An 11,440-nucleotide genomic window follows, 5' to 3' on the forward strand; every position below is an offset into this window, starting at 1 on the left:
AACCTTGCGCGCCGCGATGTAGCTGCTGGTCACGGCCGGCGCAAGCATCGGCACCGTATTTCAACCGGCCGGCGCGCGTTCGGCGGCCGAGACGCAGAGCCTTCTGGTCCGGAACACCACGTCACGCTGCGAGGACAACGTCTCGCAGCGGTCGACGACGTAATCGATGCCGTGCCCCGCGGCGTAGGCCATTCGTGCCCCGTGGGACTCCAGCGCTTCCGTCTCGCTCATCCGCTCGTGCCAGATCCGGTAGTAGGACGGTGTCCACATCGCGGCGGCACCGCGCTTGTAGTCGACCCAGATGCGGCGATGCGCCACGAATTCGAAGATGCTCACGCGCGCGAGCGCGAGGTCCGCGGGATGCGCCATCGCGGTTTCCGGACGATGAGGAAGCGGCAGGAAGATCGCATCGGTCCGTGTCGCAGCGCTCGCCCAATCGCCGAGGCTCTTCCACTCACCGATCGCATCGTTGTAGAGGCGGTTGTCGGCGACGTTCTGCCAGACCGCAAGCGGCCATAGCACCAGGCCCGCCAGCGCCAACGCCGCATAGCCGAATCGGCGATGCCAGGCGGGCACGTCGTCCGTCACGCCCCTGGCCAGGATCACGCCCACAACCAGCAGAACGACGAGCGCGATTGCGATGCCGTTGATGCCAAGGCAAAGCACCAGCAGGCAGCCCGGCAGGAAGGCCATCGCACGGCCACGGCTCAGCCAGTTGGTCGCGAGCGCCGCCAGGGCAAGTCCGGCCAACAGATAGATCTGCGTCCCCGAGCGCAGCAGTTGAAGATTGAGAACGAGATTCGCGCTTGAGACGAATGGAATGACGATACCGGCCGCATAGACCAGGAGCGCGCCGAGATAGGCCGCCTGCAACGCGCGCGCCCGGGGTCCGAACCACGCAAACGCGGCGGCGCCGGCGGCGATCACCGCGACCATCGCGAGGATGCTGTCGAGATCGACCGCCGAGATCAGCGAATGGCCGGCATAATATTCACGAAGATAGGACGGATAGTCGAAACCGGACGGCTTGCCGAACTCGGGATTGCTGAGCACGGCATGCAGGACCGGATAGGCAATCGGGAGCGAGATCATGAGGCCGCCGAGGGTCCGCCAGCAGACGGTCCGCAGCGTCGTCTCGCCTTGAACCACCGCGTTGACCGCGACGAGAACCAGCAGCGGCGCCAGCCAGACGGCAACGAAGGCATTGACAAAGAAGGTGACGCCGCAGGCGATGGCCGCCGACATGAACCATCGCCGCGCCGCAAAATAGATTGCGAGCAGGACGGTTCCGTTGGCGATCTCGGAATGCGTGAAATAATCCACGAACAATCCGCCCATGCCGACCCGGCTGTAACCGTCGAGGAACGCGATCGCGCACAGGATCAGGCTGAAGACGATCTTGTCGCGCCGCGTGACGACGCCCAGCAGCGAAGCGCAGCACAGGAAGCCGACGAAAGACAACAGGCGCGACAGATAATTCAGGACGAAGAACAGCAGTTCCGTCTGCCCCACGTCCTTCTGCGTATCGCTCAACAGGATCCAGACGCCGGAGGCGAAATAGCGCAAGGACTGGATGAAGGCGTCATCGTGGAACTGCGGCTCGTTGCCGAGTCCGGCGACGATCGGCAAATGGAACAGGTTGTTCTCGATGCCGAAGACGAAGCCGGTGCGCAGCAGGGACACCACGGCGGCGAACGCCGCAATCACCAGCGTATCCACGATCGCAGGCGAGAGCGCCCGCAAACTGCTCCGGCCCGCCGTAGCCAGGCTCGATGTCGCGAGGCTCATCAGATCGCCGCCAGCATGATGCAGACCATCGCCGCCACGGTGGCGCGGCTGGCGCCGTCCCGGAAGGCATAGAGAATCGGATCATCCGGCATCTCGCGGCGATGCGCGATCATCAGGGCGCGGCCGAACCAGTAGAGCAGCAAAGGCGCGAGCAGCCACAGCATCCAGGGCCGGCTGTAGAGCGGCGTGACCGCAGAGGAGGAGACATAGAGCGCAAACACCGTCACCGCGTTCATGGCGCTCGCGGCCGCCATCGCGGCGATGACGTGCAAATCGCTGATGCGATAGTCGCGGTTGGACGGATCGGAAAGGCCTTCGCCCTGGCGCATGCTGAGCTCGCTGAAGCGCTTGATCAGCGCGAGCGATGTGAAGACGAACAGCGAGAACACCATCAGCCATTCCGACAGCACGACGCCGGCCGCGACCGCGCCGGCGACGATGCGCAAGGAATAGAGGCCGGCGAGCGTGACGACGTCGACCAGCATCTTGCGCTTGAGCACGAGCGAATAGGCGATGGTGGTGGCGAGATAGGCGGCGAGCACGCCGAGGAAGAGCGGCGAGATGCATAGGCTGGCGACGAGCGCAAAGCCCCACAGCACAGGGATCGCCGAGAGCGCCGACGAGATCGGCAAATCGCCGGCCGCAAGCGCGCGATGGCGCTTGGTCGGGTGCTGGCGGTCGGCGGCGAGATCGAGCAGATCGTTCATCAGATAGGCGCCGGACGCGCAGGCCGAGAACGCCAGGAACGCCAGCAGCGTCGTGCCGAGCGTGGCAGGATTGATCTGATGCGCGGTGATGACGGGCACGAACAGCAGCGTGTTCTTGGCGTATTGATAGACCCGCAGCGCCTTCGCCCAGGTCTTCAAGCTCGCGCGGCCGCGGCTGGCGCGGTCGATACGCTCGATCGCGGCGGGATCGAACGGCAGACGATCGCCGGCGGCAAGATCCGAGGGCGTCACCACGCCGTCGAAACCGAGATGCGCGGCGATGCCCGCGGCATGGGCAGCGAAGCGGCCCGCGACCAGAAAGATCTTCGCGCCCCGCGCCCGCGCCGCCAGCGCCTGGTTCAGCATGTCGGCATCGTAGGGCAGGTGGGCGTAGTCGAGCTCGGCGCGTGCCAGGATCTCCGTGAGCGCCGCCATGCCGGCGCGGCCGCCCGCGCCGAAGCGGGCGAGCATGCGGGCAGGGCTGGAGAACAGCGCCTCCATCAGCAGCTCGGAGCGCAGCAGCGCGCCTTCGAGATCGATCACGAGCGTGCGAGCCTGCGCCGGGGCGGCCTGCGGCGCGGTCTCGCGCGAATCGTACTGCCTGACGGGCTGCTCCATCCGAAAACGCTCTGACTTGCCGCCAGACGCCGGTCCATAGGCTGGCCGGAGGCGGAAAAAGGACGGCCGCGAGCCTAGGCGGGATTGGCTAAGGGCGGCTTAACCGGCCAGGGAAGGGGCCGGCCGCCAAGCTGTTGCACGGATCACACAATCCGGCGCGGTCGCGATATACCAGCGGAACTTGATGCACGCGGCGGTGGAAATCGCTCGCGCCAATCCTATCTGAGGCCAGCTTCTCTTCACGCCTCAGGTGCCATGACAGACCAGACGCTCGCCGCGCCGATCGACGATCAGCAGGAACGCCAGCGCGGCTTTACGCGCTATCAGTCACTTCTGGTGGCGCTGCTCGCATTCGCGCAGTTCACCATCATTCTCGATTTCATCATCATGTCGCCGCTCGGCGCCATCATGATGCCCTCGCTCAACATCACGGCCGCGCAGTTCGGCGTCGCGGTGTCGGCCTATGCGTTCAGCGCCGGCTTGTCGGGCATCCTGGCGGCCGGCTTTGCCGACCGGTTCGATCGCAAGCGGCTGCTGTTGTTCTTCTATACCGGCTTCACGCTCGGCACCGCGCTCTGCGCCGTCGCGCAGGACTACCATGTGCTGCTGCTCGGCCGCGTCGTGACCGGCTTGTTCGGCGGCGTGATCGGCTCGGTCGTGCTCGCCATCGTCACCGACCTGTTTCCGCTGCATTTGCGCGGCCGAGTGATGGGATTCGTCCAGACCGCCTTTGCCGCGAGCCAGGTGCTCGGCGTGCCGGCCGGGCTGTTTCTCGCCAATCGCTGGAGCTGGCATGTCTGCTTTGCCGCGATCGTCGGCCTTGCGATCGTGACCATCGCCATCATCGCCTTCGCCATGGAGCCGGTCGATGCGCATCTGAAGCTGAAGCAGGACAGAAACCCGTTCCACCATCTGGTCGCGACCGTGTTCGAGCCGCGCTACACGCTGGCATTTGCGGTCACGACCTTGCTGGCGACCGGCGGCTACATGCTGATGCCGTTCTCCAGCGCCTTCACCGTGAACAATATCGGCATCGACATCGTGCACCTGCCAACGATCTATCTGGTCTCCGGCCTGTTCAGCATCGTCACGGGCCCGCTGGTCGGCCGCGCGGCCGACAATTTCGGCAAATATCCGACCTTCGTGTTCGGCTGCGCCATGACCGTGCTCATGGTGCTGATCTACACCCATCTCGGCCACGTCTCGCTGGTGACCGCGATCACCGTCAACGTGCTGCTGTTCATCGGCATCTTCTCGCGCATGATCCCGTCGCAGGCGGTGATGTCGGCGATTCCCGATCCGAGCCAGCGCGGCTCGTTCAGCGCCATCAGCGCCTCGCTCCAACAGCTCTCCGGCGGCCTCGGCTCGGTGCTCGCGGCCGCGATCATCTCGCAGCAGCCCGACGGTTCGCTGCTTCATTTCGAGCGGATCGGCTACGTCGTCGTCACGACCACGCTCATCACGATGGTCGCGATGTATTTCGTGCAGAAATCGGTGGCGGAGCGGACGGGGAAACGGGTGGTCTAGGGGCGGCCCCTTTTGGCCGAAAGGACCATTACTCGCTTGATTGAAAGTGCAATCCAATAATAGTTATTGGCTGACCATCGATGGTGAAGCGCGGCATGGCGGTCAGTGCGGATCTGGGCGAAGCCCTTGAAAACTTTGTAATAAAGCTGGTTGCTTCGGGTCGTTACCACTCTAAAAGCGAAGTGCTGCGGGAGGGTGTGCGGCTCATTCAGGAGCGCGAAGCTCGGCTGGCGGTATTGGACGCTGCGATCGCACGCGGACTTGATGATGCCGATGCGGGTCGGCCAAAGCAAGCTCCGAAGTCTTCGACCGGCTAGAGGCCAGACTAACGAGTAAAGCAGACCGCACGTGATTGTCGTCATCACCGCGGAAGCCGAAGCTGACCTCGAGGACATCGCATCATATGTCGCCGAGCAAAGCCCGCGGAGCGCTCACGCTTTTGCACGCGCTACGAGAGAAGTGCGAATCCCTTGCTGACGCACCGCGCGGCTATCCCTTGGTCCCGCGCTACGAACACAAAGGCATTCGTCGGCGGCCATTCGGAAACTATCTGATCTTTTACCGGATCGGTCGCGATTGCCACCGCCAGCAATTGCAGCCCGTTCGCGGGCGCGAGCATTAGGATTGCGCGTGCCCTTCTTGCTCAGGCAGCGAAGATGAAGCGTGTGCCCGTGTAGGAACGGAGGAGCTTGTTCGGTATCTCGGCCTTGGCTATCTCGTAGAACGGCTCACCAGTGCAGTGCAGCGGAATGACGTAGTCGATATCCATATTCTTCAGCGCTGCGATCGTGTCGCGCACATAGTCCTCCTTGTAGGGCGCGAGGTGGAACCCGCCGATCACCGCATGAACCTTGCTGATACCCGAAGCCGCTTGGGCTTGTTTGATTGCGTTGATTACTCCGCGATGGCTGCAAGACGTCAACACTATCAATCCGCGGTCTTTTAGATTGAATGCGGTGGCGATCTCGTGCCGGAACTGGTCCGGGATGACAGCCTTCGTCCGTTCGTCCTCCGGAAGCTTGTCCGCATAGCATCCAATGCCGTGGTCCACGCCGATCTTCATGGCGCTGGGTGAGAGCAGCTTCTCGAAGCTCGTCTGACCGATTGGGCCGGTGGAGAAGCCGTGATCGGCGACCAGTGCCGGTCCTTCTGCATAGGTTACCACCACATTCGCGTCTTCTAGCGCCTTGCGATCCAGGGCTCCGAAATCGCCGCGTACCGGCGGGGCTGTCCACTCGCGCGAGCAGAATGCCTCCTCGCCGCCGATGTAGAGGGGCAGCTTGGCTTTCAGCTTGCCGTTGCTTTGCTTCAGGAAGCCGGCGAGACCACCGAAATGATCGTAATGACCGTGGCTCAGGACAAGGGCGTCAAGCGCGGTTGGATCTATCCCTACGAGATTGGTATTGTTGACCAGCGCGTCCGGCGTGAAGCCGAAATCCATCAGGACATTTCGTGTTTCGGTGCCGCGCCGTGACTCGACGTGCATCGACAGTCCGAACTCGCTGATGAGCGTTTTGCCAGGTGGCTTGCCACCACCTATGCCCCAGCCGAAGTGCTCGATCTCGACACCGGAAACTTTCCGGCTCGGCGCGACAGCGAATTGATAGCTATCGACGACCACGCGCACGGCCACGCGATCGACCTCCGGAAGCTTGCCGGAGATCGTTTCTGCGCGCACCGGCTTGCCGCTGCCGATCAGCGTCGCCACAATAGCGCTGAGCAGAACGGCACCGCCACCGCACACCACGTCGCGTCGATGAATTGCGTTGCACTGGCATATGAGCATGATTAATCCTCCCTCTGCGTGGCCTTGCTGCCGCAAGGCGTCACGCGAAAAACGCACCCAGGGCGGAGGCGTTGGGGTGCCGAACACGCCAGCGTCTGGCAGTCCGCACACCGAGGAATAGACGCATTCTATCCCGCGCAGGATACCGTGGCCAATCACATTGGTCCGGTACGGGTCACAGGCAGAAATCACCAATAGGGCCGCCTCTGTGATTTCCGCTCTCGCTCTTGTAGCCGGCCTTCGCCAGCTCATCGGCGATAGCCCTGAGCGACCGGCGACCGTCCTTTGGCGTCTTTCGGCGCAGCCGCTTCGCCATGGCAACGGCGTTGAGCTTCGCGACCAGCCGGGCCTTCTCAAGCTGGGCGAATACGCCCGCGATCTGGCGCATGGCGATCTTGAACGGGTCGCTGGTCTCCGTGAGATCGTCGCCCGAACAGGTAAGCACCCGAACACCTCGCTGTCCGCGTGGCATCACGCCAGAAGTATCGGCCGGCCCATGAACCGCTTCGTCACTTTCCGGCCCGGCGGTATCGATGACCAAAACCCGGAGCAGCGCATCCAAACCTGGACCATGTGGCGAAACAAGTTGAGAAGTGCGTGTCTAGATGGATGTGAGAGTCATTCGATAGCTCATACACGCTGTGTCTCCGGTTATGTGTACCGGTCAGCGGCTCAAATTCCCTGCAAATGAGCGATTTCAACCACTTGGGTTAGGGGTGGTGCCCAGGAAAGGACTCGAACCTTCACGGCCGTTAAGCCACTGGCACCTGAAGCCAGCGCGTCTACCAATTCCACCACCTGGGCATGCCGTTTGGGGCACCGAGGCGGTTACTACGGTTCGGTGACGCCGTTGTCAATTCATGCGTGCCCCCCGTTTGGGCTTGCCGATTGCGCATTGCAAACCGGGCCGATACAAGCCTGATATCTCGCACTTGTTCGCAGAAATGGACCGCAGGATAGCTCCCATGGCATCGAATCTGGAAACTCTCGTCACGGTTTTCGGCGGATCGGGCTTTTTGGGCCGGAATGTCGTCCGCGCGCTGTGCCGGCGGGATTACCGTATCAGGGTCGCGGTGCGGCGGCCGGAACTCGCCGGATACCTCCAGCCCTCGGGCAAGGTCGGGCAGGTCCACACCATCCAGGCGAATCTGCGCTATCCGGCCTCGGTCGAGGCGGCCGTGCGTGATTCGCATGTCGTGATCAACCTGGTCGGCATCCTCGCCGAGGGCGGCGAACAGACCTTCGACGCCGTCCAGGCCAAGGGCGCCGAGACCGTCGCCAAGGCGGCGGCCGCCGCCGGCGCCAGCCTGGTGCATGTCTCGGCGATCGGCGCCGACGCCGAATCGCCCTCGCGCTATGCCAAGGCCAAGGCGGCCGGCGAGGCCGCGGTGCTGGCCGCCGTGCCGTCGGCCACGATCTTCCGCCCCTCCGTGATGTTCGGCCCCGAGGACCAGTTCACCAACCGTTTTGCGGCGCTGGCGCGGATGTCGCCGGTACTGCCGCTGATCGGCGGCGAGACGAAGATGCAGCCGGTCTATGTCGGCAACGTCGCCACCGCGATTGCCGATGCCGTCGACGGCAAGGCCAAGGCGGGCGCGACTTACGAGCTCGGCGGCCCGGAAGTACTGACCATGCGCGAGATCATCGAGGCGATCCTCGCAATCACCCACCGCGAGCGTGCGCTGCTGCCGCTGTCGTTCGGCCTTGCCCGCCTCCAGGCCGCGGTCCTGCAATTCGCACCGGGCGCGTTCAAGCTGACGCCGGACCAGGTGACGCTGCTCGAACGCGACAACATCGTGTCGGATGCGGCGAAGGCCGCAGGCCTGACGCTGGAGGGCCTCGGCATCACCCCCGATTCGCTTGAGGCGATCGCCCCGCAATATCTCTGGCGCTTCCGCCCACAGGGCCAGTTCCAGCGCAAGAGCGCGTAGCCGACGCCAACGGCGGTCTTTCTTGACCTCTCCCGCAAGCTTGCGGGAGAGGAAGCGCACCGTCAGCGCGGCGAGATCTCAAAACTTCAGCTGCTTGAACACCGCCTCCGGCAGCGTCTTGATGATCAGCATCACGAGGCGCCATTTGCCGCTGACGTAAACAACGTCAGTCTTGTTCTCGACGGCGCTGAGGATCGCATCGCCGACCACAGGCGCCTCGACGGTGAGCGGGCCGATCAGCTTCATGCCCTCGGTCATTCTGGTGCGGACGAAGCCGGGCTTGACGGTGACGACATGCACGCCGCCGCGGCTGGCGCGGGCGCGCAGGCCCGAGAGGAAAGCCGTGAAACCGGCCTTCGCCGATCCGTAGACATAATTCGAGGCGCGGCCGCGATCGCCGGCCACCGACGAGACGCCGACGATCGTGCCGCTGCCGCGGCCAAGGAACTTCTCCGCGAACAGGCCGAGGATCAATGCGGGGCCTTCGTAGTTCGAGCGCATGATCGTGGTGGCATGCGCGAGATCGCTCTCGGCGTCTTGCTGCACGCCGAGCAGGCCGACGATCGAGATCACGACGTCGGGCAACGCGGCAAGGCCGGCGACAAAGCTCTCGAAAGACGCCGTATCGAGCACATCGAATTTGTGCGTGCTCGCTTCGACGCTGTAGCGCGCGCGCAGATCGGCGGCGTCCGGCTCCAGCGCGACGGCGTCGCGGCCTGCGAGGGCGACGTCGTAGCCTGCCTTGGCAAAGGCGCGCGCCGCGGCGCGGCCGATATCGGAGGAGCCACCGAGCACCAGAACGGACTTGCGTGACGTCACGGTTTAAACCTCGTCGAACAGGCGTTGTGAAAGTCTGGAGCGAATGTTTCCGGCGGGATCGAGCGCTTTGCGGATCGCATTGAAGCGCGACAGCGCAGGATAGCCGGCCGCGAAGGTCGCGCGCGACTGCCGCGCGTCCTTGGCGAGATAGAGCCGTCCGCCCGCCGCGACGACCAGGCGGTCGATCTCGTCGAGGAAGTTCAGGATGTCACCCTTGACAGGAAAATCCAGCGCCAGGGTGTAGCCGGGCAGCGGAAACGACAGCAGGCCGTCGCCATGGCCGAGCTTCTTCAGCACCGCCAGGAACGACGCATCGCCGCGCTTCGAGACGCGCCCGAGGATCTCGCCGAGAACCTCGCGCGCGCGGACTTCCGGAATCACGCATTGATGCTGCAGGAAGCCGCGCCGTCCATAGATGCGATTCCAGTCGGCAATGCTGTCGAGCGGAAAGAAATACGGATAGAGCGAGACCACATGCTCGCCGCCGGCGCGCCGCGCGCCCATGCGGTAATAGAGCTCGTTGAAGGCGCGGATGCTGTAGCGGTTCAGCGTCATCGACGGCAGGTCGACCGGCACGGCGAGCCCCGGATCTTTGCCGACAGGGAATCGATCGGCGCCTTGGGCAAGCTCGTCAGCGCGCGCGTGCTCACCGAGATAAATCAGCGAGCGGCCGAGCTCGCTGCCGCGGGCCACACAATCGATCCACGCCACCGAATAGGTCGCAGAGTTGCCTGCCTCGAGCGCGCGCATGGCGGCATCGAGGTCGGACGCGGAGATCACCCGCTCGCGGATCCACCCCGTTTCGACGCGGCGCAGCCGCACCGTCGCCTCCAGGATCACGCCGGTGAGGCCCATGCCGCCTGTTGTCGCGAAGAAGGCATCGGAATTCTGCTCGCGCGAGACTTCGATGGTCTCGCCCGCGCCTGATCGTAGCAGGATGCTGTCGACATAGCGGCCAAAGCCGCCCTCGCAATGATGGTTCTTGCCATGCACGTCGGCGGCGATGGCGCCGCCGACCGAGACGAAGCGCGTGCCCGGCACCACTGATGGCAGGAAGCCGCGGGGACCAAAGGTGTCGATCAGGTCGGACAGCAGCACGCCGGCCTCAACGCGAATACGCCCGGTCGCCGGATCGAACCACCTGACCCGGTCGAACCCGGTCATGGCGATGGTCCTGGCAGCGCCGATCGCGGCATCGCCATAGGCGCGACCGTTGCCCCTCGCCACCGATCCGGCAACGACAGCGCCGGCCACCGCCTCGAACGAGCGCGGCCGCAGCATTTCGCTTTCGACGACCGGGAAACGTCCCCAGCCGCTGACTGTCGTCATCGTTCAGCTCCGCCCGCGGGCCACCCCGCTTTCGGGAACCTGCCTAGCGGCGAAAAGCTGATTTTGCGTTGAAAAGACCGCTCCAACCGGGCTGCGTAGCCCGGATGGACCGTATTTACCGCCCCAGCGCCAGCGCGATCAGGCCGAGCGTGCCGACGATGACGCGCCACCAGGCGAACACCACGAAGCCGTGGCGGGTGACGTATTCCAGGAACGACTTCACCACGATGATCGCGGTGATGAACGACACCACGAAGCCGATCGCGACAATGCCCATGTGGTCCATCGTCATCTCGGCGCGGCTCTTGTAGAAATCGTAGGCGAACGCACCGATCATGGTGGGGATGGCGAGAAAGAACGAGAACTCCGCCGCCGCCCGCTTGTCGGCGCCCAGCAGCATCGCGGCGACGATGCTGGCACCGGAGCGCGACACGCCCGGGATCATCGCCACGCACTGGGCGATGCCGATATAGAGATACATCAGCAGCGGAAACTTGGTGGCGTCATGCTCGCGCGGCTTGAGATCGAGCCTGTCGACGCAGAGCAGGATGGCGCCGCCGACGATCAGCGTGAAGCACACGACCCACGGATTGAACAGCACGCTCTTGATATATTTGCCGGCGATGAGGCCGACGATAACAGCGGGCAGGAACGCCACCAGCACGCCGATCACGAAGCGGCGCGAATAGGTGTCGCCCGTGAAGAAACCGATCACGACATCCCACAGCTTCTTGAAGTACAGCCCGACGATCGCGAGGATCGCACCCAGCTGGATCAGAACCGTAAACGAATCCCAGAACGCTCCCTCGCCAAGGCCGAAGAAACGTTCAGCGAGCAGCAGATGGCCGGTCGAGGAGACGGGAAGGAACTCGGTCACGCCCTCGATGATGCCGAGGATCACTGCCCGTATTGTATCTGACATATTTACGGTCCAT

At 64.1% G+C, this 11,440-nt stretch carries 10 protein-coding genes, 1 tRNA gene and 1 pseudogene; 4 read left to right on the plus strand and 8 right to left on the minus strand.

The window, feature by feature from the left end; all coding sequences use genetic code 11:
• Window positions 1-60: 60 nt before the first annotated feature.
• Together XH88_RS00600 and XH88_RS00605 are read right to left on the minus strand one after the other, a co-directional pair.
• Entirely contained in the window at window positions 61-1,788 is a 1,728-nt protein-coding gene (locus XH88_RS00600) for a hypothetical protein (protein WP_271613492.1), read from the minus strand.
• On the minus strand, window positions 1,788-3,113 hold the full coding sequence (locus tag XH88_RS00605) for a UbiA family prenyltransferase (RefSeq protein ID WP_271613493.1): 1,326 nt from the start codon (window positions 3,111-3,113) through the stop codon (window positions 1,788-1,790). The genes XH88_RS00600 and XH88_RS00605 overlap by 1 nt, the downstream gene beginning before the upstream one ends.
• Window positions 3,114-3,368: 255 nt before the next feature.
• Here XH88_RS00605 and XH88_RS00610 point away from each other — a divergent pair, with 255 nt between their 5' ends.
• From XH88_RS00610 to XH88_RS00620, 3 genes and pseudogenes are all read left to right on the plus strand, one after another.
• Complete coding sequence (locus XH88_RS00610) at window positions 3,369-4,640, plus strand: MFS transporter (protein WP_271613494.1); 1,272 nt, start codon at window positions 3,369-3,371, stop codon at window positions 4,638-4,640.
• 95 nt (window positions 4,641-4,735) lie between these two features.
• Window positions 4,736-4,992: pseudogene (locus XH88_RS00615) on the plus strand (type II toxin-antitoxin system ParD family antitoxin).
• Window positions 4,993-5,043: 51 nt separating this feature from the next.
• The gene (locus tag XH88_RS00620) at window positions 5,044-5,262 is read left to right on the plus strand and encodes a type II toxin-antitoxin system RelE/ParE family toxin (RefSeq protein WP_442868401.1); all 219 of its coding nucleotides are present in this window, start codon (window positions 5,044-5,046) and stop codon (window positions 5,260-5,262) included.
• Between the two features lie 21 nt (window positions 5,263-5,283).
• Here XH88_RS00620 and XH88_RS00625 read toward each other — a convergent pair whose 3' ends face one another.
• The 3 genes from XH88_RS00625 to XH88_RS00635 all read right to left on the minus strand — a co-directional run bounded on the left by XH88_RS00625 (window position 5,284) and on the right by XH88_RS00635 (window position 7,230).
• Window positions 5,284-6,618, minus strand: a complete 1,335-nt coding sequence (locus XH88_RS00625; protein WP_271613620.1) for an MBL fold metallo-hydrolase — start codon at window positions 6,616-6,618, stop codon at window positions 5,284-5,286.
• Window positions 6,602-6,988, minus strand: a complete 387-nt coding sequence (locus XH88_RS00630) for a hypothetical protein (protein ID WP_271613495.1) — start codon at window positions 6,986-6,988, stop codon at window positions 6,602-6,604. Before XH88_RS00630 ends, XH88_RS00625 begins: the two co-directional genes overlap by 17 nt.
• 155 nt (window positions 6,989-7,143) lie before the next feature.
• Window positions 7,144-7,230 (minus strand) — tRNA-Leu (locus XH88_RS00635).
• Between the two features lie 161 nt (window positions 7,231-7,391).
• Between XH88_RS00635 and XH88_RS00640 the strand changes: the two genes are divergently transcribed.
• Window positions 7,392-8,357, plus strand: a complete 966-nt coding sequence (locus XH88_RS00640; RefSeq protein ID WP_271613496.1) for a complex I NDUFA9 subunit family protein — start codon at window positions 7,392-7,394, stop codon at window positions 8,355-8,357.
• 78 nt (window positions 8,358-8,435) lie between these two features.
• On the opposite strand, the gene XH88_RS00645 is transcribed toward XH88_RS00640, so the two are convergent.
• The 3 genes from XH88_RS00645 to XH88_RS00655 all read right to left on the minus strand — a co-directional run bounded on the left by XH88_RS00645 (window position 8,436) and on the right by XH88_RS00655 (window position 11,427).
• Window positions 8,436-9,176, minus strand: a complete 741-nt coding sequence (locus tag XH88_RS00645) for an SDR family oxidoreductase (protein ID WP_271613497.1) — start codon at window positions 9,174-9,176, stop codon at window positions 8,436-8,438.
• A 3-nt stretch (window positions 9,177-9,179) separates the two neighbouring features.
• On the minus strand, window positions 9,180-10,505 hold the full coding sequence (locus XH88_RS00650) for an FAD-binding oxidoreductase (protein ID WP_271613498.1): 1,326 nt from the start codon (window positions 10,503-10,505) through the stop codon (window positions 9,180-9,182).
• A 115-nt stretch (window positions 10,506-10,620) separates the two neighbouring features.
• Entirely contained in the window at window positions 10,621-11,427 is an 807-nt protein-coding gene (locus tag XH88_RS00655; RefSeq protein WP_271613499.1) for an undecaprenyl-diphosphate phosphatase, read from the minus strand.
• Between the last annotated feature and the right edge of the window lie 13 nt (window positions 11,428-11,440).

Source organism: Bradyrhizobium sp. CCBAU 51627, from assembly GCF_028128765.1.
In the GTDB taxonomy this organism is placed as follows: domain Bacteria; phylum Pseudomonadota; class Alphaproteobacteria; order Rhizobiales; family Xanthobacteraceae; genus Bradyrhizobium.

Bases quoted from the DNA above. Each gene is read 5' to 3' on its own strand.
- XH88_RS00620 (WP_442868401.1), top strand. From the start codon at position 5,044: ATGTCGCCGAGCAAAGCCCGCGGAGCGCTCACGCTTTTGCACGCGCTA.
- XH88_RS00655 (WP_271613499.1), bottom strand. From the start codon at position 11,427: ATGTCAGATACAATACGGGCAGTGATCCTCGGCATCATCGAGGGCGTG.
- XH88_RS00650 (WP_271613498.1), bottom strand. From the start codon at position 10,505: ATGACGACAGTCAGCGGCTGGGGACGTTTCCCGGTCGTCGAAAGCGAA.
- XH88_RS00610 (WP_271613494.1), top strand. From the start codon at position 3,369: ATGACAGACCAGACGCTCGCCGCGCCGATCGACGATCAGCAGGAACGC.
- XH88_RS00600 (WP_271613492.1), bottom strand. From the start codon at position 1,788: ATGAGCCTCGCGACATCGAGCCTGGCTACGGCGGGCCGGAGCAGTTTG.
- XH88_RS00640 (WP_271613496.1), top strand. From the start codon at position 7,392: ATGGCATCGAATCTGGAAACTCTCGTCACGGTTTTCGGCGGATCGGGC.
- XH88_RS00605 (WP_271613493.1), bottom strand. From the start codon at position 3,113: ATGGAGCAGCCCGTCAGGCAGTACGATTCGCGCGAGACCGCGCCGCAG.